Source organism: Bacteroides faecium, from assembly GCF_012113595.1.
In the GTDB taxonomy this organism is placed as follows: Bacteria; Bacteroidota; Bacteroidia; order Bacteroidales; family Bacteroidaceae; genus Bacteroides; species Bacteroides faecium.
Genome location: NZ_CP050831.1, coordinates 2844343 through 2866950, shown reverse-complemented (window position 1 = coordinate 2866950; position 22608 = coordinate 2844343). Strand labels below are relative to the sequence as shown.

The 22608-nt window shown below is 43.3% G+C and carries 13 protein-coding genes; 8 read left to right on the top strand and 5 right to left on the bottom strand.

Going from position 1 to position 22608, the window contains the following annotated elements:
- Positions 1-84: 84 nt before the first annotated feature.
- Genes BacF7301_RS10225 through BacF7301_RS10215 form a run of 3 tightly spaced genes read left to right on the top strand, consistent with a single transcriptional unit; the run spans position 85 to position 6678 of the window.
- Complete coding sequence (locus BacF7301_RS10225; RefSeq protein ID WP_167962477.1) at positions 85-3651, top strand: SusC/RagA family TonB-linked outer membrane protein; 3567 nt, start codon at positions 85-87, stop codon at positions 3649-3651.
- A gap of 30 nt (positions 3652-3681) precedes the next feature.
- Positions 3682-5262 carry a RagB/SusD family nutrient uptake outer membrane protein gene (locus BacF7301_RS10220; RefSeq protein WP_167962475.1) on the top strand — a complete coding sequence of 527 codons (1581 nt, stop codon included), beginning with the start codon at positions 3682-3684 and terminating at the stop codon, positions 5260-5262.
- Between the two features lie 30 nt (positions 5263-5292).
- Positions 5293-6678, top strand: coding sequence for a TlpA family protein disulfide reductase (locus BacF7301_RS10215; protein WP_167962473.1), 1386 nt, complete (start codon positions 5293-5295; stop codon positions 6676-6678).
- Between the two features lie 123 nt (positions 6679-6801).
- Here the strand turns inward: BacF7301_RS10215 and BacF7301_RS10210 are convergent, their stop codons facing one another.
- Together BacF7301_RS10210 and BacF7301_RS10205 are read right to left on the bottom strand one after the other, a co-directional pair.
- Positions 6802-11370 (bottom strand): hybrid sensor histidine kinase/response regulator transcription factor, encoded by a 4569-nt coding sequence (locus tag BacF7301_RS10210; protein WP_167962471.1) that lies wholly within the window; start codon positions 11368-11370, stop codon positions 6802-6804.
- A 290-nt stretch (positions 11371-11660) separates the two neighbouring features.
- Positions 11661-12119: a hypothetical protein gene (locus BacF7301_RS10205; protein ID WP_167962469.1), complete on the bottom strand. Its 459-nt coding sequence runs from the start codon at positions 12117-12119 to the stop codon at positions 11661-11663.
- 672 nt (positions 12120-12791) lie between these two features.
- Between BacF7301_RS10205 and BacF7301_RS10200 the strand changes: the two genes are divergently transcribed.
- Entirely contained in the window at positions 12792-12989 is a 198-nt protein-coding gene (locus BacF7301_RS10200) for a hypothetical protein (RefSeq protein ID WP_167962467.1), read from the top strand.
- Entirely contained in the window at positions 12958-13545 is a 588-nt protein-coding gene (locus BacF7301_RS10195) for an N-acetyltransferase (RefSeq protein WP_167962465.1), read from the top strand. Before BacF7301_RS10200 ends, BacF7301_RS10195 begins: the two co-directional genes overlap by 32 nt.
- 25 nt (positions 13546-13570) lie before the next feature.
- Here BacF7301_RS10195 and BacF7301_RS10190 read toward each other — a convergent pair whose 3' ends face one another.
- The 3 genes from BacF7301_RS10190 to BacF7301_RS10180 form a co-directional block, all read right to left on the bottom strand.
- A complete protein-coding gene (locus BacF7301_RS10190; RefSeq protein WP_167962463.1) occupies positions 13571-15310 on the bottom strand; it encodes a pectinesterase family protein in 1740 nt (579 codons plus the stop codon).
- 514 nt (positions 15311-15824) lie between these two features.
- The gene (locus tag BacF7301_RS10185) at positions 15825-16796 is read right to left on the bottom strand and encodes a pectinesterase family protein (RefSeq protein WP_167962461.1); all 972 of its coding nucleotides are present in this window, start codon (positions 16794-16796) and stop codon (positions 15825-15827) included.
- A 9-nt stretch (positions 16797-16805) separates the two neighbouring features.
- Positions 16806-18005: a glycoside hydrolase family 88/105 protein gene (locus tag BacF7301_RS10180; protein WP_167962459.1), complete on the bottom strand. Its 1200-nt coding sequence runs from the start codon at positions 18003-18005 to the stop codon at positions 16806-16808.
- Positions 18006-18307: 302 nt separating this feature from the next.
- On the opposite strand from BacF7301_RS10180, the gene BacF7301_RS10175 reads away from it, so the two are divergent.
- From BacF7301_RS10175 to BacF7301_RS10165, 3 genes are all read left to right on the top strand, one after another.
- Complete coding sequence (locus BacF7301_RS10175; RefSeq protein WP_167962457.1) at positions 18308-19714, top strand: PTS galactitol transporter subunit IIC; 1407 nt, start codon at positions 18308-18310, stop codon at positions 19712-19714.
- Between the two features lie 63 nt (positions 19715-19777).
- Positions 19778-20698: a 5-dehydro-4-deoxy-D-glucuronate isomerase gene (gene kduI, locus BacF7301_RS10170; RefSeq protein WP_167962455.1), complete on the top strand. Its 921-nt coding sequence runs from the start codon at positions 19778-19780 to the stop codon at positions 20696-20698.
- Between the two features lie 276 nt (positions 20699-20974).
- Positions 20975-22423, top strand: a complete 1449-nt coding sequence (locus BacF7301_RS10165; RefSeq protein ID WP_167962453.1) for an MFS transporter — start codon at positions 20975-20977, stop codon at positions 22421-22423.
- Positions 22424-22608: the final 185 nt, after the last annotated feature.

The window sequence follows — 22608 nt, the reverse complement described above, 5'->3', positions numbered from 1 at the left end:
TAACAGAGAGTTCATAAAAGGGTTAAAAGATACCACATATGTGTCTTGACTCCTATGTTTCATTTTAATCTTAATAATACTAGAATGAGAAAAAACGACTGTAAAGCTTCCCGGATGCAAAGCCGTATCCGGTTGCTAACCTTCCTTTTCACATTACTTTTTGTCTTTGCATTGCCGATCGCAGCCAACGTGCTGGACGATGTAAAACGTGTGACCATTGTAAACTCCGACATATCCGTCAGAGAAGCACTGGATGAAGTTAAAAAACAGATTGGCGGTGCACTTATGTACCAATCGGACATCATTAATGACAAAATCCGACTGAATCTGAACCTGAAGAATGCTCCATTGAACAAGGTGTTAAACGAAATCTGTACTCCTGCCGGACTACAATTTGAATTGGAAAACGGTTACATATTGATAGTTAAGGCAAAGGAGCGTTCCCAAAGTAATCCCAGGAAAAAGATCAAAGGAATAGTCATTGACGAAAAGGGAGAACCTCTCATGGGTGTTACTATAACCATAGAAGGCGATCATAGCAGAGGAACTATAACTGACGAAAACGGCCGTTATGAACTGGAAGCTTCTCCCTATGACCTGATGGTGTTTTCCTACATTGGCATGAAAAAAGAATATGTCACACCGAGAAGTGACACAGAAATCAACATGGCCATGCAAGAAAACGCAAAGATGCTGGGAGATGTAGTAGTGACGGGGTTCCAGACTATTTCGAAGGAACGCGCCACCGGAGCTTTCGACATTATCAAACAAGCGACACTGGACAAACCTTCCACAACAATTGCCGACCGCCTGGTAGGCAGAATTGCCGGAGTACAAGCATCAACGACTGCCGACGGGGATATTTCCTTTACTATCCGCGGACAAGGAACGTTGCAATCTGACAAAGAACCATTAATTGTAGTGGACGGTTTTCCTATCTCTACCGGATTTTCCTCTATTAACCCAAATGATGTAGAAAGTATTTCAATTCTGAAGGATGCTGCTGCAGCTTCTATCTGGGGCGCACGAGCTTCCAATGGAGTAATCGTGATTACGACGAAAAAAGGGAAAAAAGGAAAAGGGCTGACAGTAGCAGTAGATGCGCAAGTACGTATCGGTAGTAAAACCGATATTGACTATTTACGTAATATGTTGTCCAGCGAAGAAGTGGTAGAATACCAAAGAAATACATTTGGAACTTATCAGGGACTAGCTAAATACCCCCCTTCAAATCCGAACAGTGCTACATTGGGAGATGCTTTCCAATATAGGTATACACAAGCAGGGGTACTCTATAATAAATACAAGAATCTGAATGAAATATCAGAAAGTGAATACAATGCCGGCCTAGCCGCACTGGCACAACTGAATAACAAAAAGCAAATTGAAGACGAACTTTTAAGGCGTCCTGTCTATCAGCAATATAATATCACGTTATCCGGTGGTAGCGAACGTATGGATAATTATGTATCTTTACTGTATGGTTACGATATAACCCGTTATCAAAAAAATAATTCGCAAAACTTTCAATTCGATTACCGGGGTAACACAAAACTGCTAAAATGGTTGGATATGAGCATTTCAGCCACTGCACGTTACAAAAAAAGCAATCAGTCGGGAGCATCCTCCGGAGAAATTACAGACCTGGCTCCTTATGACATGATTCGGAATACGGACGGCTCGTATGCCGATATGAGTTACCTCAAACAATATGCTGACGGTGTAAATAGCGTACTCAACCAATTTACCAACTTTCCCTATTCAGACTGGAGCTACAACATTGCACGTGAAGTAAACGGGCGTGACATCACTAACAAAACATTGAACGGACGTTTTCAAGTGGGATTCAAAGCTACGATTCTGGAAGGACTGACATTCGATACTAAATTCCAATATGAATATGTGCAACAAGATACGCGCAATCTGTCTTCCGACGATACATACGATGTACGAAATACAATTAACATGTACTCTACTCTTGATTGGGATACACACAAAGCTACGCCTAATATTGAGAAAGGAGCCATCCTACGCGAAAACAAATATACTACGGATGCCTATAACTGGCGTAACCAGATAAACTTTAACCGTACGTTCGCCGAACGCCATGCCATCAATTTTGTCGGCGGCATCGAAGTCAGCCAAAACAAAGCGAAAAGCAGGACATTTGCTCCCATATATGCTTATGATGATGAATATCTGACTTCGTATCCTATTCAAAATATCAAGGTAGAAGACATTTATGGAAATAAGGATTCTTATATCAATACCCGTTCTTCATTTTCCTATGCTTTACAACGTTACTTCTCCGCATTTGCGAACTTGGCCTATACATTCGATGATAAATATTCCATATCCGGTTCCTATCGTACCGATGCTTCTAATTTCATATCCGATGACCCGAAATATCGTTATTCACCGTTTTGGTCGGTTGGCTTTAGTTGGAACATGACTAACGAAAACTTTATGGAATCTATTCATTGGCTGGATTACCTTCGCCCTCGTATTACTTACGGACGAAACGGAAATGCCAATACAACAACTTCCATGTATCCGCTAATTGAGATGATGGGCATAGGCAGAATATCCGAAGTGCCTTACGCACGCTTTACCGCTTATGGTAACCCGGCTATGAGTTGGGAACATACCAATACCGTCAATATTGGATTTGACTGGTCCATGTTTCATGGAAAATTCTATGGAAAATTCGATTTCTATAATAAAAAAGGAACAGACATCATGGCAGATGTTTCTGTCCCTATCGCCTCCGGACAATTTATTGCTACTGATCAGATAGCTATCACAGGAGCCAGAATTACTGCCAATGCTGCAGAAATAACCAATCGCGGAATAGAATTGGAGTTGGGAAGCAGTCTGCCTATCGGAAAAGGGGTTCATTGGAATGGTAATGTTACCCTTGCCTATAACAAAAACAAAGTAGACAAATTTTACGTCAACTACATTGACAAGTCTGACATGCTTAGCCCGACTGCTGTTGCAGGATACAATATCTACGGATTATGGGCTTACAGATACGCAGGACTTACTGAAGTAAATTCTTCTACAAGCGGTTCCGGCAAAAGTAAAGTACCCGCAGTTTATATAGACAAGGAAGGTAATACCAGCCCAATTAACAGTATTCCGGCCGAAGTGGACGGACGTGATGCACTGGAATATATGGGTACTACTGTTGCACCGTGGACTATCGGCATGAGCCATTCTTTCAGTTACAATGAGTGGGAATTATCATTTACAATGACAGGAAAGTTCGGACATAAGTTCCGCCAAACCACATTCAATTATGCGGATCCGCTCACCTCAATTCCCAACCGCCAATACAGCCAACTAAGTGATGAAGGAGTCATGCCCATGCCAACAGATAAGGCCATAGCGCTAGGAACCTATGCTTCATTTGCCCCTTACATGGATTATAATGTGAAAAGTGCAAACAATGTGCGTATGCAGGAGTTATCCTTATCTTATTCTGTTCCCAAACGTATCCTGAACCGATGGGGAATCAGTCGCCTGACTTGCTATCTACAAGGTAATAACCTGTTCACTATCAAGGCTACAGACGAAGATCCCGAATACTCTTACGGTTCTTTCCGTTTGCAGCCAACCTATACTATCGGAGTCAAATTCGCTTATTAAAATTGAAATACATAAATAACTTGATAGATTATGAAAAAGATATATACGATAAGTTCTATTTTTCTTCTGGCGATGGCACTATTCAGTTGCAATGATTATCTTGACGAGCAGCCCAGAAAAGGAAACGGCATAGAACTAAAAACCTTTGAGCAACTGGAAGCTATCATCAATGCACGCACCGAAAATAATGATCGGCAACTCAATGTTGACTTAAACATGGCACAACTCTATATGAGCGATTGTTTCTCTCTGCCGGCAGAGTGGGCTCCGGACGTTGATTGGGAAAGTATATTAATGGGAGACTACACCCTTTTCCATTTGAATTGTCTTCAACCCCAATATACAGATGTATTGGATGGCAACAGTACCGTCTGGCTTCTGAGTTTCAGAAATATATTTATAGCCAACACAGTGCTTGTTTATTTGGATAAAGTAACAGGCGGAACCGCGGAGCAGCGTGACATATTAACTCAAAGAGCTCATTTCCTGAGAGCCTTTCATTATTATGAATTAGCCAATTGTTATTGCGTACCTTATTGTGAGGCTAATTTTCAGGAACCGGGGGTGCCGATCAACACAGATCTTACATATAAAAGTTCATACTCCCGAGCTTCTTTAAAAGAAGTCTATGAATTTATAGAATCAGAATTGACACAGGCACTGGATTTATCTATCCCGCTAAAAGAAAACGGTAACCGTAAAGCATGGCGTGAAAACAGTTCTGCTGTCAACAGCTTTGCCGCAAGATTTTATTTAACCAAAGGCGACTATGCCAAAGCTCAAGAATACGCAGAGAAAGCATTAGCCTTAAATGCTGAGCTTGGAAATTTTAATGATGAAACATTTCTATATAAAGCAACATCGGAAGTGGATGGAATGACAGAAGCAACAAACTGGTATAATGAGACTTACAACAATACTACGGGTTTGTTAACTCCTGAGTTACAAAAATCGTATTATAAACGTGAATTCTCGCACGGTACCACATGGCCTTCACCAAGCGACAGTTTTTTAAACAGTTTCGACCAGACATACGACCTACGCTATAAATATTTCTACTATCCGGATTATAGTACTATGGCGGTATTTGGTGTTGCATATGCTTTTGGTGTTCCCAGTACAGCATCCGGATACTCATACTATTCTGATGACATTTTCGAGTCCGGCCCCTGTACTGCAGAAGTGATGCTGATCAAAGCAGAAGCAATGGCACGACAAGGTAAGTGGAATGAAGCACTCAACTACCTGAATACCCAATTTCGTCCTTACCGCATCAGCAATGATGCTCCGGCAGAGAAGAAAAACTTAACAGCCGGCAATCAACAGGAAGCAATTGCCCTTATTTTAAAAGAACGCATGCTGGAGTTTCCTTACACTTTGCGTTGGCATGATATTCGCCGTTGCAACTTCAATGACGATCCGAATGATGACATCACTATCAAACGTAAATTTTACGAACTAGATCCCACCAACACACATGCTCCTTTATATGAAGGAAACATAATAGAATACACATTAGGACCTAATAGCAACAAATACCTTTATACGATGGCTATTCCTGCATCGGAAGTTGTAATCAGCGAAGGCTCTATCGAACAAAATAGATATTAACAAGAAACAATTATAAAACAGTAATTCAATATGAAGAGAATAAATCACATTTTATTGATGACAGTTCTGGCTTCAGTAACATTCATCTCCTGCAAACCCGGTCCGGCAACATTGACCGGAGAGATTAAAGATTATAAAGCAGCAGGTGTGGAGTGTATGCTGATAACCGATTCCGCTTTCGTCCAGGATAGCGTAGATATCTCGGAAGATGGTAGTTTCGTATACAGCAGAGATTTCCCCGAAGGTGCCGAAATATGGTTTGTATCCGAAGATGCGCAAGGATTCCTACGCTTGTATTTGAAGAACGGTGACAAGCAACACATTGTATTAGCCGCCAATGCAGATTCTGTGATCGGCCGTTGTGAAGTTGTTTTCAGTGGAGACACTAAAGCTACGGAATACTTCCGGGCTTTTGATAATGATTTTGCCAATCCTAACAAATGGACACCGAAAGAAGCTGCAGGATATCAGTCATTCAAGCTCTTTAAAGCTGCCCTTGATTCTGTTGCAGAACAATTGTCCGAACAATTGAAAGCAACCGGTGACAAACGGTTCATTTCAAAAGAAGAAAAGAAACTGAAGGATAAAATACTCCAGACTTCTTTCAATTATATGCGAGGCAGACATCAGGCAGGGCAACCGACAGATGGGGACAAAGATTTCCTTGCCTTGTTGGAAAGTATCGACTACAATGATATGGGAAATGCCAAAAACAGATTGACGGATATGTATATTGACTGGTACCAGACAAGCCATCCCGACTCAACATCAGGACCTGGCGTACAATATTTCAATATTCTGAAACAACGCGTATCCAATCAGGAAGTAGTAGATTATCTAGCGGACATATATATGGCGAACTATATGGAAAATGGAGCAGACGCGTATTTGACTGCTACATTCGAAGCATATCAACAAACTACTTCCAACCAAGAGAAAATAAAGGAATTCAAAACAAAGTGTGACGATATAGGTAAACTCCTGCCGGGCAATACCGCTCCGGATTTTGCCGTCAACGACGTAAAAGGAAATTCTTTAAAATTCTCGGATATAATAGGAAAAGGAAAAGTGGTTTATATGGACGTATGGGCTACCTGGTGTGGTCCTTGTTGTGCCGAGATTCCTTATATGGAGAAACTGACAGAACACTACGCCGGCAATTCGAAAATAGAAATTATCAGTATCTCCATAGATGAAAAACAAGACAAGTGGAAGAAGAAACTGGAAGCGGACAAACCGGAATGGAAACAGTTCATTGTACCGGACGGTTTTAAATCAGACTTATGTAAAGAGTACAAAATCAGCGGTATTCCCCGTTTCATGCTTTTCGACAAAGATGGAAAGATACTTAATATCAACGCTCCCCGTCCTTCGGATGCCAATATTATCAATTATCTGGACAGCCAGTTGAAATAAAAACACCTTTTATATAAATCTCTCTCTCTAACAGACGAAAAGACCGGACTTCTACCTATTGGAAGCCGGTCTTTTCTATTTTATCTATTATCTCCTCTTTGATTCGTGTTTCATCAACTGCAACTACCTGCCTACCTTCTCCTTATACTCCGTCGGCGTCATCCCCACCTGCGCCTTGAAGCATTTGCTGAAATAACGCGGGTCATTAATACCGACCATATACGAAATCTGTGTCATATTAAATTCTCCGGTTTCAATCAGTTGGGTGGCACGCTTGATACGGATTTCCTTGATAAACTCGATAGGCGCCAGTCCGGTAAGCGTTTTCAGTTTCTTGAAGAATACCGAACGGCTGACGGCCAGTTCGCGTACCAAATCATCTACCACCAGTTCGCCATTATCCATGTTCTGTTCCATCAGTTCCACCAGTTTATCCATAAACTTACGGTCGTTGGGAGACAGTTCGGGAACAGTAGGTTGAGGTTGCGCTTCCTGCTCCGGTTCAACTTTGTTTTCTTCCCTTGATACAGTCTCTGCCAATGCCGGCAAATCTTCGGAGACAGCAGACATATTGATATGCATCAGGCTATCGCGGTAGAAACTCTGCAGTTTCTTGCGCTGCATCAGCAAGTTTTCCACACGGGCTTGCAGATACGTAGCACTGAAAGGTTTCGTGATATAATCATCCGCGCCATACTCCAGTCCTTCCAATTTACTTTCGATAGTAGTCTTGGCAGTAAGCAGAATAATAGGTATATGGCTGGTCGTCATATCCGCACGCAGTTCCCGGGTCATCTCGATACCGTCTTTTTCGGGCATCATCACGTCACTGATAATAATATCCGGCAAATACTTCAATGCCTTGCTCCAGCCTTCCATACCATCAGCAGCTTCCACCACCCTGTACATCGGAGTAAATATACTACGCAGAAATTCACGCAATTCCTGATTATCTTCGACTAATAACATCAACTCTTTGGAGTTATCTTCCGCTGCCGGTTCTTCCACCAAAGGCAATTCTTCAGAAGGCGATTCCTCAAATACCGTACCGTCCACTGCCACCAAAGTCTCAGACTGAAGCGATGCATTAGCAATATCCACCACCTGCCCCATCCTTACCGGAGCTTCCGCATCCTCAAGAATAAATTCGACTTCTTCATCGTAATGCTCTTTTCCCTTCTGGAAATCGACCTTGAAGCAACTTCCTTCTCCCAAATGGCTATCGACAGTAATAGTCGCCTTGTGCATTTCCACAAGCTCCTTCACCAACGAAAGCCCGATACCCGTACTCGCCTGGTTGAAAAGATTCTTGTCCACCAGATTCTCAAAACGGACAAACAGCGATTTCTTCTTATTTTCCGCAATGCCGATACCCTGGTCCTGCACACCGATAGAAACGGTATTCTCATCTTCGCGGATAAAAATCGTAATCATCTTCCCGTTCGGCGTGTACTTGAAAGCATTGGAAAGCAGGTTAAACACAATCTTTTCGAGTTTATCCACATCTATCCAAAGATATAAATGCTGCTTCTCCGTCTCGAACAGGAAATCAATCCGGTGTTCGTCGGCAACGGCTTCAAAGTTATCCATCACCTTGCGGACAAACGGCACGACATCCACACGCTGCACCTGCATTTTCATCTTCTTATTCTGAATCTTGCGGAAGTCCAGAATCTGATTGACAAGACGAAGCATACGATTTGTATTCCGTTCCACCACCACCAACTGCTCACGGGCATCTTCCGGCAACTTATCATTCTTCAGCACCTGTTCAACAGGGCCTGCTATCAGCGTAAGCGGCGTACGGAGTTCATGGGAAATATTAGTAAAGAAACGCAGCTTTATATCCGAAATCTGCTGTTCGATGGATACTTCATGCTTCAACCGGTAAATAGTGAACAGGATATAAACAGCCACAAGAATGATAATCAAGATAAACAATACATAGAGCACATATGCCACCGGAGTCTCCCAGAAAGAGGGAAGAATAACAATATCCAGCGTTCGTTCATTCTCCACCCACGCCCCGTCGCTATTGGTAGACCGGACACGGAATACATAATTCCCCTTCGGGAGATTGGTATAAGTCACACTCCGCTGTTTATCCGCAAACGTCCACTGCTTCTCAAATCCATCGAGAATATAGGCATATTGTATATTCTGCGGATTCGTGTAATCGAGTGCCGCATACTGGACGGAGAAAATATTCTCGTCATGCGAAAGCACCAGTTTCTCCGTATCATCCAAATCTACTTTCAGGACAGATGCCTTTCCCGGAATGACGTCCTCATTATTCACCATCAGCTTGCCGAAAACAATCGGCGGCACATAACTGCTTTTCCGTATCGAGTCCGGATTGAACATAAATACTCCGTTACTGGTGCCGAACATCACATTTCCTTTGGAAGTCAATACAGAAGCCGCTTCACTGAAACGAACCCGGAAGCTGATACTCCGCTCATCATAATTTTCAAAACGCTCTTCGGAAGGGATGAATTTACAAATGCCGTTCTCCGTGCTAATCCAAAGATTCTGCTTATGGTCTTCGCGAATGGAAAGTAACACGTCCGAAGAAAGCCCGTCGAGCACCGAGTAAGACTTAAACTTCCCGTGACCGTCTTTGTCGATAGACAACAGTTTATTCAGTCCGCCGCCGAAAGTAGCGAGGTAAAGTTCTTTCTTTTTAGTCGGGATAATCCAGTGCACGTCGTTATTACTCAGACTATTCGTATCATTAGGTACACGCGAGAAATGATGAAACTGTATATCTTCCGGCTTCTTGAAATTCTCGTCGAACGCAATAGCGCCCGTTGTCGTGCCCACCCACATGCGACCGTTGTTATCAGAAGTGATAAAGCGGGTTCGGTAGCACAAGTCGATAGGATACCCTTTCAGATTATTGCGGTGATTGATGAAGAGAGTCTCCCCTTCCTGATTTTGAGTAATGTAATTGATACCGCCGCCAAAGGTAGCCGCCCAAATACGTCCGTGATGGTCTTCGTACACACAATATACATTGTTGTCGCTCAGGCTATACATATCATCCTTATTGTGCTGGTAGCGTGTCAGCCGATACGACATTCCGGTCGGTGAAGTCTGACGGGCGGAAACCAGTCCGTTGCCTTTCGTAGCAATCCACATTACGCCGTTCGAATCCTGCATAATAAAATAAGCAGTCCCCTGCATCGGAGCACCGGAAAGAGCAATCGTTCCGCTCTCCGTCAGATAACCTTTATACTGACGGTTGGAATCATAGATACGCACGATTCCATCTTTCAGCCCTACCCATAGATTGCCCAGCTTATCTTCACAGATAGCCCGCGTCTCATTGCTTAGCGACTCGTAATCGTGAGGAACCGGAGTCAGCATGGAGAAAGGGACATTGCGGAAAGTGACTTTTTCCAATCCCTTCGAATGGGTGCAAAGCCACAGATTACCCTGTTTATCGGAGAAAGCGATATGAATCTTGTTAGAGAAACGCCAGTTATGGCTGTCCAAATCATCATAGAAAGGAACAAGACAATTCCGTTCGCGGTCGAAATAAGAGAAACCGCCACCATACGGATGTACCCACAAATATCCGTTCACGTCTTCGTGGATATGAAAAGCAGGACGAGAGCGGTCGGCATTGCTATATTCCACTTTCATCTGTTCCCGTTTTACCACTCCGGTGGCAAGGTTGAAATGAACCACCACACCGAGTTCTTCCTGTTCAAACCAAATTTCCGAAGAACGGTCCACATAAATGGAAAGAATCGGCTTATCGGGCAAGTCTTTACAAGTCACATGAGAGTAGTGCACACTCTCTCCGGTTTTCATGTTATAGGTGAAGAAGCCGTCCGTATCTGTCGCCATGACTGCCTTTTCCTGTTCAGCATAGATAGCGGTAATATTGGCTTTGGTAGGAATCTCGAGCAAATGAAACTCACCGTTACTTTTCTGATAACGCCAGACTCTTCCTTTGTCCGAAGCAAAACAAATATCCTCGTCACGCTCCTGAACCGCATAAAAAGCCTGGTTCATCCCGCCGGACTTTCCTTTGGTATCGACAAAATAAGAAACCGGTGTTTTCTCACCGGGCGGTATCATGCCCAGTCCGTTATCGGTCAGCAGCCAGTCATTGCCGGCTTTATCCTCATAGACCTGATATACGTGAGTGGCGGGAAACAAGCCCGACTTCCGGGAGTATATATCAATATCCAGTTGATGTCCTTTTTCGGGATTCGTGCTGACACGGATAGCACCGTCACTCTCGGTCAATAACCATACGGTACCATTCGACAATACTTTGATAGCTCCCACATAATAGCTACTCCCCTCTTCGCCGGCAGCCGGAACCTGTTCGAAAGTCTCGGTCTTCGGGTCAAAACGATGGACACGGTTATCATAAGTAAGCAGCCAGATAAAGCCGTAACGGTCTTCATACAGGCGGTCTACCCGATTGTTTGTCAGGCTGATATAATTTCCCTGACGTGCCTTGTATGTCTTAAATGTGTATCCGTTGAAACGGTTGATTCCGTCCCAGGTAGCAAACCAAAGATTATCTTTATGGTCCTGCAAGATGTTCATCACTGTATTTTGTGATAATCCGTCTTCAGTAGAATAATGGGTGAAAAAGCTGTTTGTCTGCGCATGTGTCGTGAACACAATGCCCAACAATAGAATCACTGAAATTAAGGTTTTCTTCATCATATTTACGCGGTTCTGTGGCGTAAAGATAGAAAAATACTTGTAGTTTAATACTATCTTTTATCTGCTATTTAACAGAATCAGGTCATTCCGTTATTTAACCACCCTGTTTGAGAGTGCATATAATGGTACGACTTTAATTTTCTCATAAGTAGAAAACCAAAATTGAATTTTCGCTTAAACTTCAGAAAATCCAGACCGAAATCACTATATAAGTCCCGGAAATCCAAACCAAACATCTATTTGGCAGATAGTATCCCCCGAATTAATTATAAACTCCTTTCCTATTTCCACTAGTCTCGTCTGGATGGAAAGCATCTTTTCCATAACTGCACTATCCAGTCAGTCGTTCGGGAAGCCAGCGACTCGTCCAAGTTTGAAATGATTACCCTTTCGATTTCATGAACTCGTTCCAGTTCCGCATCAATCACTTCCGACATCTTTTCTAATTCGCTAATTCTTTCTTGTTGTTGATTGATTTGTGTTTCCTGCAATTTGATGATTTCACGATACACTCCATTCATTAAGGTCTGATTATAACTAAACATTTCCAAATCTTCAAGATAATCTATCGAAACCCGACATGTCTTTCGCCAAATCAAGTATTCTTCAAGTATCTTACCGTCTACCCAAACTTTGCCCCCTCTTTTACGAGTTCCTTCAAATTTCTCCAATTCTACCCAAAGACGAATGGTTTCTTCCTTTATTCCATACTTTTGGGCGGCTGCTTCCAAACTTATCAATTCTGACATAGTGTTTGTTTTTAAGTGTTTAACAATAAAGAGTAAATAACAGTATATCGAATGATAGAAGGAGCATTCATGCTTTCAGATTCCCAATCGGCGGGCGAATTGGTAGGGTCATTCCATGGGTATTGAAAGACCGACCGGATATAAGAAAGGCATGAATGCTGTTGTATCATATATCCACTTCCTAAGGCTAGCTACACCCTTCGCAAGATAATGATAACAACAGACACCCACGCCAATCGTTTATATATAACACGTCCTTTACGAATATGTTGAATACATCCGTCCACGTGGAGTATCTGTCGTATCATCTCTCTGCTATAAAAGTGGCTATTTTTAAGAAGTGAGAGATAATACGTTTTTACTCCATAAAGAAATAAAAAACCGCTTTCCGCCTGTTTCATCTCGCTGATGGGCAGAAAGCGTGCGACAAAGATATATATATTTTTTTAATACAAGAATAATACAGAGTAGAAATATGGGAATAGAAATAAAAACAAGAAGCTTTGTATTAACCCAATTAAGCATTCATTCAAAATTAGTCCAACAGCCATTTACTATAGCAATACACTTAATAAAGTCTAAAAACAAGTTGTTTGATATTATATTTAACAGTCTGTTGATTGATTGAATGTGCAAATGTCTGTACCTTTGTAGTACTAAATCAATATAGTCATGATACATACTGTACCTAATCCTAAAATGACCGTTCACGAAGTTGAAAAGTTTCGTGACAATCTTCGCAAGTGTGTATCCGGTAAACTCACACTTAAAGAAAAAAAGGCAATAGAAGCCAGAACACAGCGAATCAACCGTGTTGCAAAAAGAATAATTGCTAATAATGGCGGTAAAAACCCAATCCTTGGATATTGATATTTCCATAAATAAACTAACCGGAGAGGACATGAATAATGTTCTCTCTTTTTCATGTGGCTGTGAAGAACTAGACCATTTCTTTCATGAGGAGATGTATCTATGCACTAAACATCACTATATTTCTGCATATTGCGCTAAAGATATTCGAACGAATGAAATTGTGGCAATATTCACTTTATCCAATGACTCGGTTGTTATCGACAATGTTGAAGATAGAGATGATTTTGTAGAAATGTCTAAAAGTAGAATTGATAACGAGTACATTCCTACATTTGAAAAACAAACCTCATTTCCAGCTATCAATATTGGACATCTAGGAGTACGTACAAATATACAAAGCAAAGGTGTAGGAGAACAAATATTAGATTTCGTCTTATACACCTTTGCTGATTATGATGTATCAGGCTGCCAGTTTATAACAGTTGATTCTTTGAATAATAAACGAACGAATAAATTTTATGTTAGGAATGGATTTGTAAATCAAACGAACAGTGACAGTTACAATTCAACAAGACGTATGTACCTGCCCATACAATTATTCCAACCGGAATAAACGTACTGCCAAACTCATAGCACAGTCAACGTTTTACATCCAACAACTTATTTCCATCTTCTACCGGATTCCAACCATCATCTCCTGCCAGAACTGTTTTTATCCCATATCCTTTCAGATTCTTCAACTGACGGGAGAAGGCAGCACGCGCTTTAGGATTGGCTCCCTCGCCACGGCTCTCATATTCGGCGTAAAAGGCAGTTTTCTCGTTTTCCTTTTTGCCCCAGTTGTTCCAACCTTCGGGAAGAATGTGTTTTCCCAGTTCACAACGGATAAATACGGCTTGGGCATACGGACGCCAGGGACGGGAAAGATATACTTTTGTGGCTTCCGGTTCTGCGGTGAGCTTGCAGTCGTAAAAGACATAGCCGTACTTTTTCCCTTTGTCGGTAGAGGGAGCAGTCACATAGCCGTCACGCTTGCTGTGAATATGGCAGCGGTTGAAAACAGCGGTAGACCAGCCGAAGATAAAATCGACGGTTCCTTCGATGTAGCAGTCCTCGTAATATTGACGGCTTTGTTTGCTGTAAGTGTAAAGAGTATCCTGGAAGCCTAAGAAACGGCAATTCTTGAAAAATGCACGGTCGGCAGAAACAAAGCATGCGACGGCTTGTCCTACAGGACCGGATGAGTTTTCGAATGTGATATTTTCCGCATAAAAGTCCGGGGCATAGATATAGCAACTGGACGAACCGGAAGTTCCCATGTTTTCACCGAATACGTTTTTCTTATTGGCGAAATCGTCATTAGTCAGTACTGCGCCGTCTTCTCCTATCAAGGAGATGTTAATCTTACTTTCAGGGATGATAATCTTTTCTTTATAAGTGCCTTTGCGAACGAGAATCGTGCTACGGATATTTTTACGGAAGTCGGGGACGGCATTGATTGCTTCCTGCACGGTAAAGAAATCACCGCTACCGTCTTGGGCTACCACATAATCGTAATGACGGATATATTTTGCCAGTTCGGGAATTTCCTTGCCGATGGCATCAACAGCCAGGCCTGCGATGGTTCGCGCTCCGTAGGTATTCAAGTGGGTATTGTCTTCACGACCTTTCGGGAAAGCGGGAATCTGATTAGGGGCGACAAACATAAAAAGCTTTTTCGATTCTACCGGTCCAAGCTCTTGCACCAAGTCGTGAGTGATTTTGTTCATATCAATAAATACGACTCCGAGTTCTTTCGCTACATTGCGGGGGGAATCCAAATAAGTTCCATGCGTATCGAACAAGACCGTCCCTTCTTTGGGTTGCTCTTTTTCCCCCGGTGTCCGGCGGATATCCTTAGTGATGGAAGCATCTTGCGGTTGGACAAAGTTACGGCGGACGATAGAATTGAACAATACGGGGATGCCGCCTTTCGCACGGGTTTCGTTTACATAACGGCGGAGATTGTCATCGAAAGTAGTTCCCGGCTCGGTGTGGCGGGTAGAATCCGCTTTTTCATCATTATGCCCGAACTGGATAAAGACATAATCGCCTTTCTTCACTTTGGAGATGACTTTTGCCCAACGTCCTTCGGTAATAAAACTCTTGGAACTGCGTCCGTTGGCAGCATGATTGTCTATCTTTATGTCTTCAGAGAAAAATCCGGGAAGTACCATTCCCCAGCCACGTTCAGGATTTCCACCGTCCAACTTCTTGTTAGCCATAGTCGAATCCCCTATCATAAAGATAGTTACGACAGGTTTGTCCGCGCGAAATGCAGAGCAGAGAACAAAGGCGACTGCCAACAACAGTACTAATTTACTTCTATTTTCTTTCATTTTCTTTATACTACACTCTATAACAAAAAATCATTTTTCTCTTTCACCTATCACCGGCATCCATCAAACGCCCTATTCATCGGCTTTTCAAGCGGTGATAGGTTGTTTTTCAACCTATCACCCAACCTATCACCTATCACCGCTTCCCAACCTTCTTTATTTCTTTATTTCCAAAAGCTACCGGAAGCAACATTTCTCTCGTATCCAAGTTTGCTTATCCTTATCGGAACAAAGTGTTCAATGCCTTGAAACAAAGTATTTCAAGGCTCGAAACACTTCGTTTCCTGCTTTGAAACTATTAGTTTCAAGCGTCAGAAACTTTAGTTTCCTACTGATGAAACTTTAGTTTCAAGCAACAGAAACTTTGGTTTCAAGCAATAGAAACTAAAGTTTCACGCTGAAGAAACTCTAGTTTCAAGTAATGGAAACAACAGTTCCAAGTAATGAAACCAATGGATTCTTGTCCGTAAACAAATATTTCGTAGCGTAGAACCTATCAGAAGCGCTAATGTTTCTACTTATAAGGATACCAGTTACTGCTTTCTTTAAAGATATTCTCCGGTGTGCACCTCAATACTTCCTTTTTTGTGAGCTGTTTCCCCCATGCTACACGTCCCGATGTACCTGCACCTTCGCCTGTATTTCCAAATTCCGCATAACGAGCTGTCTTTTCATTCTCCGGATTCTTCCAGTTATGCCATCCTTCGGGACGGATATGACCGCCAAACTCACAATTAATGAACACCGTGGCGGCGTAAGGACGCCAAGGGCGACCTAAATATACCTTTTTCACTCCCGGAGCAGCGGTCAGTTTACAGTTTTTGAAGACATAGCCGAACTCTTCATTTTGAGGAGTCGAAGCGGCGGTGATATACGAATCACGTTTGCTATGCAGTTCGCAATACTCAAAAAGTGCCGTGGAAGGACCGAAAATAAAGTCGGTAGTACCTTCTATATAGCAGTTGGTGAATAAAAGACGGGCTCCTTCCGAACCTGTATAGATAGTATCCTGATTGCCGAGGAAGCGGCAATTGACGAACATCAGCCGGTCGCCTTCGGTGTGAAGGGCCACTGCCTGCCCCAAAGGAGCCGCATTATTCTCAATCGTCAGGTCTTTGAAAGTGATGTCATTGCCTTCCACCTTGACGGTATAGGTGCGGAATGTTCCCATTTTGTTGATATTGGCATGGTCATCATACGTGATAATCGTCTTTTCAGCACTCTCACCCACCAACTGCACGTTCTTCACCCAAGAGGGAATCACCAGTTTTTCTTTGTACGTGCCATTCTTTATATAAATAGTCACCGTGTAGTCCATAAAAGCGCGGACGGCTTCCACTGCTTCCTGAATATTCCGGTAATCTCCTGTCCCGTCGCGTGTCACTACTAACGTATCTTTGCGTTGCTGTTGTTGCGAATAGACCGATGCCCCCCCCGCAGCAAGCAGGAGAAACAACATCATTCCTTTAAAAAATGCCCTTTTCATCGATAGAAATTATTTTTGTAAGCGTTCGTATTCCAAGCTAGCCATGATAAAAGGCCCTACTGCTTTGGGGTCGTTATTGCGGATAGTTTCGTTGATATAATACTCATAATCACCGGAACGGTACACCTTTCCGCCCAGTCCGGCTACGGCACAGGCTTTGGTGATGGTCACCAATCCGTTTTTATCCACTTCGATAAAGTTTTCCAGAAAACCGTTGTATCCTTTCAACGCCACATCGAGGTAAGACTTATCAATATATCCCAAACGGACTGCCTTGAATAAGGAATAAACAAACATGGCGGAACAGGATGATTCGAGATAATTCCCTTTCTCACCGCTCTTGTCGAGCACTTGATACCATCCGCCGGTCTTCGGGTCTTGCAGTTTCTTCACTTGAACGGCAATGTTATCCAGAATAGCGAGCAGGGAATCTCTTCCGGCTTCATGCTTCGGGATAAATTCCAAGACATCCACCAAAGCCATGGCATACCATCCCATAGCACGTCCCCAACTGTGTTTGGACTGTCCGGTCACCGGGTCTGCCCAGCGTTCGGTGCGGCTTACATCGGCAGCGTGACGGTACAGACCGTTTTTGGGGTCGTATGTATGACGGGCAGAAGTGATAAATTGATTGATTACATCTGCATAGTCCTGCGGAAGATTGTTGCGGAACGCATATTCCGCATAAAAAGGAGCACCCATGTAAAGTCCGTCCAGCCACATCTGATGCGGGTAAATCTTCTTGTGCCAGAAACCGCCGTCCGCATTACGGGGCTGTCCCGCGAACTGGCTGTAAAGCAAATCGAGCGCTTTCTTATATTTAGGATTCTTCGTCTGCTCATAGATACGGAAAAGAATCTTTCCGGAGTTGATGCGGTCGAGACTGTAATCGGTTAATTTATAAGCGGTAATCGTTCCGTCATCGTGCACCATCGTATCTGCGTACGCGATGGCATAATCGCGAATTTTCTTGTCGCCATACGTATCGTAAACGTCGAGCATGGCTCCCAATTCCAGTCCGTGGCAATAATCCCACTTCAACTTCGGCTGGAAGTCGAGTTGCCAGGATTCGGGATAGCGAATCATCTCCGATTCAGTCAGCCGCACAGACCAGGGCAGCTTGCTGTCCACCCGTTGAGAGGATGCCGGAAGGGCAATTATGACCAACAGAGTCAATATAAAAAATTTAGAAAAAAGAGTTCGTCTCATGGTTTGTTATTTTAAGGATTAAACATACGAGTCTTTCACGGTACGAAAGTAGTGTTTTTCCGCTAAAGCCAGTTGGATTTTTTAATCAAGTAGGTGCATTTTTTGTTTTTCGTGCACGGAAACGACTAATTTTGTGCACGTAAACGTCAAAAATGTCCATTTTTGATGCAATATCTAATAAATTAATAGTTTCGTTTTGGAAGAAAGCGGAAAAGGTCGTACTTTTGGCACGGTTTACAACTAATACCCTCTGGGGGAAACACAGTTATTTATCATTTAAAACAGAGAAAAAATAGAACAGAATGGAAGAAGTTTTTAAGTACATTATCGGTCTTGGGGCGGCAGTAATGATGCCAATCATTTTCACGATTTTAGGAGTATGTATCGGTATTAAACTTCCCAAAGCGCTCAAAAGCGGTTTGTTGGTTGGTGTCGGTTTCGTTGGTTTATCAGTAGTGACGGCATTGCTTACCAGCAGTCTGGGTCCGGCGCTGAGTAAAATGGTAGAAATCTACGGATTGGAATTGGGTATTTTCGACATGGGGTGGCCTTCTGCTGCGGCGGTAGCCTACAATACTTCGGTCGGTGCTTTCATTATCCCTGTTTGTCTGGGAGTTAACTTATTAATGTTGCTTACCAAAACAACCCGTACCGTCAATATCGACCTTTGGAACTACTGGCACTTCGCATTTATCGGTGCTATCGTGTACTTTGCTTCCGACAATATCTACTGGGGATTCTTCGCTGCTATCATCTGCTACATCATCACGCTGGTAATGGCTGATATGACTGCTCCCGCTTTTCAGAAGTTCTATGATAAAATGGACGGTATCTCTATTCCTCAACCGTTCTGCCAAAGTTTCGTTCCTTTCGCTATCGTTATCAATAAACTGCTCGACATGATTCCAGGATTCGATAAACTGAACATCGACTCTGAAGGATTAAAAAAGAAATTCGGGCTGATGGGTGAACCACTGTTTTTGGGTATCGTAATCGGTTGCGGTATCGGAGCATTGGGCTGCGGTAGCTGGAAAGAAGTGGTAGACAGTATTCCGAGTATCCTCGGACTGGGTATCAAGATGGGTGCGGTAATGGAATTGATTCCCCGTATCACGAGTCTTTTCATCGAAGGCTTGAAACCTATCTCTGACGCTACCCGCGAGCTTATCGCTAAAAAATATAAGAGCAACACCGGTCTGAGCATCGGTATGAGTCCCGCATTGGTAATCGGTCATCCGACTACGCTGGTGGTTTCACTGCTTCTGATTCCTGTCACTATTTTCCTTGCAGTTATCCTTCCGGGCAACCGTTTCTTACCGCTGGCTTCTCTGGCAGGTATGTTCTACTTGTTCCCGATGATTCTGCCTATTACGAAAGGTAATGTAGTGAAGTCATTCATTATCGGTCTGGTAGCATTAATCGTAGGTCTGTATTTCGTAACAGAACTGGCGGGATTCTTCACGCTGGCTGCCAAAGACGTATATGCCGCTACGGGCGACCCGACAGTGAATATTCCTGCTGGCTTTGAAGGCGGCGCGCTCGACTTTGCTTCCAGTCTTTTCTGCTGGGGTATCTTCCACCTGACTTACAGTCTGAAGATTATCGGCCCTGCCATCCTCGTGGTACTCGCACTCGGAATGGCAATCTACAACCGCATCCGCATGACTAGAAACGATGCTAAGAATGCATTGAACAGTAATAAGGAATAAGTAGAAAACCCGTGAATGAGAATAAATAGTATATAATATATAATCCAAATAAAAATTCGAAAGATGAAAAAATTAGCAATTGCAATGATGTTGGGCATCGCAGCTATGTCTGCTTCTGCCCAGGTGAATTACAAGATGCAAGTGGCTTGCAGTCCGCAAGACGTGAAAACGTATGATACAAACCGCCTGCGTAGTAGCTTCCTGATGGAAAAAGTAATGGTTCCGAACGAAATCAACCTTACTTATTCTATGTACGACCGCCTTATCTTCGGTGGCGCTGTACCCGCAACGAAGGAACTGGTACTGGAAACTATCGACCCGCTGAAAGCTAAATTCTTCCTGGAACGTCGCGAACTGGGTGTTATCAACATTGGTGGCGAAGGTATCGTAACTGTTGACGGAAAGGAATATACACTGAAATTCAAAGATGCCCTGTACGTAGGTAGAGGCAAGCAGAAAGTGACTTTCAAAAGCAAAGATTCAAGCAATCCTGCCAAGTTCTATATCAATTCGGCTACTGCTCACAAGGAATACAAGACTCAGTTGATTACTATCGACGGACGCAAAGGTTCTCTGAAAGCTAACTCTTTCGCTGCAGGAAAGATGGAAGAAAGTAACGACCGCGTTATCAACCAGTTGATTGTGAACAATGTACTCGAAGAAGGTCCTTGCCAACTGCAAATGGGATTGACTGAACTGAAACCGGGTAGCGTATGGAACACAATGCCGGCTCATACTCACAGCCGTCGTGTGGAAGCCTACTTCTATTTCAACGTACCGGAAGGCAACGCTATCTGCCACTTCATGGGTGAACCTCAGGAAGAACGCATCGTATGGATGCAGAACGAACAGGCTATCATGTCACCGGAATGGTCTATCCACGCTGCTGCCGGAACAAGCAACTATATGTTCATCTGGGGTATGGCTGGTGAAAACCTCGACTACGGAGATATGGACAAGCTCAAATATACAGAAATGCGCTAATCGTTGCGCAGCTCTGCATCACATATATAAAATCCGAGAAACTTCATCCTTTCCCCCCAGCGGGAGAAGGGATGAAGTTTTCCGGGTTTTATGCATTTCAACACAACCCCCGACGTTACAGACTAGATGCGTTATGAGACGATAAATATATCCTTTGAAACAAATAGCATACATAATGTAACGAATAATACATGAATTCGACCAATTTTTACAAATAAAATCCAGTCGAAATCCCGACCTTTGTCAACGAATCAAAATCTATTTAAATCCATTATCATGAATGCATTTCAAAAAACAGGCGAGAAAATGACAAACTACAGATGGACCATCTGTGCTATGCTATTCTTTGCTACTACAGTTAACTATCTCGACCGCCAGGTACTTTCCCTTACCTGGGACGAGTTTATCAAACCGGAATTTCATTGGAACGAAGTTCACTACGGTACGATTACTTCCGTTTTTTCTATTGTATATGCAATATGTATGTTGTTCGCCGGCCGCTTTATCGACTGGATGGGCACGAAGAAAGGGTATCTCTGGGCAATCGGCGTATGGTCGGCAGGTGCTTGTATGCACGCCCTTTGCGGAATCGTAACCGAACAGTATGTAGGTCTGCACAGCGCAGCCGAACTAATGGCTGCTACAGGTGACGTAGTAGTGGTGCTGGCCACCGTAAGTATGTACTGTTTCCTTGCCGCACGCTGTATCCTGGCTCTCGGTGAAGCAGGTAACTTCCCGGCTGCCATCAAAGTAACGGCTGAATACTTCCCCAAGAAAGACCGCGCTTACGCTACTTCCATTTTCAACGCGGGTGCTTCTATCGGTGCCTTGATTGCTCCGGTTTCCATTCCGCTGATTGCGAAAGCATGGGGATGGGAAATGGCATTTATCGTTATCGGTGCGCTCGGTTTCATCTGGATGGGTATGTGGGTATTCATGTATGATGCCCCGTCGAAGAGCAAGCACGTCAACAAAGCCGAATTGGATTATATCGAACAGGATAAATACGAAGAAGGTGCTTCTCAGGTAGTTGTTGAAGAGAAAGATGAAAAGAAAATGTCTTTCCTTCAGTGCTTCACTTACAAGCAGACATGGGCTTTTGCCGCCGGTAAGTTTATGACGGACGGTGTATGGTGGTTCTTCCTGTTCTGGACCCCGTCTTACCTGAACACGCAATTTGACATCAAGACTTCCGACGGTCTGGGTATGGCATTGATTTTCACGCTTTATGCAGTGACTATGTTGTCTATCTACGGCGGTAAACTGCCGACTATCTTTATCAACAAGACGGGGATGAATCCGTATGCCGCACGTATGAAGGCGATGTTGATTTTCGCGTTCTTCCCGTTGGTGGTGCTTTTGGCACAACCGTTGGGTACGTTCTCTCCGTGGTTTCCTGTTATCCTGATCGGTATCGGTGGCGCTGCCCACCAGTCATGGTCGGCTAATATCTTCTCTACCGTAGGTGATATGTTCCCGAAATCGGCGATTGCAACCATTACAGGTATCGGTGGTATGGCTGGTGGCGTAGGTTCAATGTTGATGCAGTTTGGCGCAGGTCTTCTGTTTGTTCACGCTGACGAAACGCATATGACATTTATGGGATTTGAAGGCAAGCCTGCCGGATATTTCATCATGTTCTGTATCTGTGCCGTAGCTTACCTGGTTGGTTGGGTAATCATGAAGGCATTAGTACCGAAGTACAAACCTATCGTATTGGACTAAGCAATCCAATTTCAATATTATAATAATATAATGTAAGAGGGCGACTCATCACGAGCCGCCCTCTTTGAATCTTCATATAAATTATTCTTTCAATGAAAAGAAACAAAAAAGCCTCTTCTCACGAAGAAGGCTTTTTAGGTTTACTTACTCTGCATCATCATCCTGCAATATTTTAACCGAAACAC

Excerpts from the sequence above, each read along its gene's own strand:
- BacF7301_RS10185 (WP_167962461.1), bottom strand. The coding sequence starts at position 16,796 with ATGAAAAGGGCATTTTTTAAAGGAATGATGTTGTTTCTCCTGCTTGCT.
- kduI (WP_167962455.1), top strand. The coding sequence starts at position 19,778 with ATGAAAAAATTAGCAATTGCAATGATGTTGGGCATCGCAGCTATGTCT.
- BacF7301_RS10210 (WP_167962471.1), bottom strand. The coding sequence starts at position 11,370 with ATGATGAAGAAAACCTTAATTTCAGTGATTCTATTGTTGGGCATTGTG.
- BacF7301_RS10220 (WP_167962475.1), top strand. The coding sequence starts at position 3,682 with ATGAAAAAGATATATACGATAAGTTCTATTTTTCTTCTGGCGATGGCA.
- BacF7301_RS10175 (WP_167962457.1), top strand. The coding sequence starts at position 18,308 with ATGGAAGAAGTTTTTAAGTACATTATCGGTCTTGGGGCGGCAGTAATG.
- BacF7301_RS10180 (WP_167962459.1), bottom strand. The coding sequence starts at position 18,005 with ATGAGACGAACTCTTTTTTCTAAATTTTTTATATTGACTCTGTTGGTC.
- BacF7301_RS10225 (WP_167962477.1), top strand. The coding sequence starts at position 85 with ATGAGAAAAAACGACTGTAAAGCTTCCCGGATGCAAAGCCGTATCCGG.
- BacF7301_RS10200 (WP_167962467.1), top strand. The coding sequence starts at position 12,792 with ATGATACATACTGTACCTAATCCTAAAATGACCGTTCACGAAGTTGAA.
- BacF7301_RS10190 (WP_167962463.1), bottom strand. The coding sequence starts at position 15,310 with ATGAAAGAAAATAGAAGTAAATTAGTACTGTTGTTGGCAGTCGCCTTT.
- BacF7301_RS10195 (WP_167962465.1), top strand. The coding sequence starts at position 12,958 with ATGGCGGTAAAAACCCAATCCTTGGATATTGATATTTCCATAAATAAA.
- BacF7301_RS10215 (WP_167962473.1), top strand. The coding sequence starts at position 5,293 with ATGAAGAGAATAAATCACATTTTATTGATGACAGTTCTGGCTTCAGTA.
- BacF7301_RS10165 (WP_167962453.1), top strand. The coding sequence starts at position 20,975 with ATGAATGCATTTCAAAAAACAGGCGAGAAAATGACAAACTACAGATGG.
- BacF7301_RS10205 (WP_167962469.1), bottom strand. The coding sequence starts at position 12,119 with ATGTCAGAATTGATAAGTTTGGAAGCAGCCGCCCAAAAGTATGGAATA.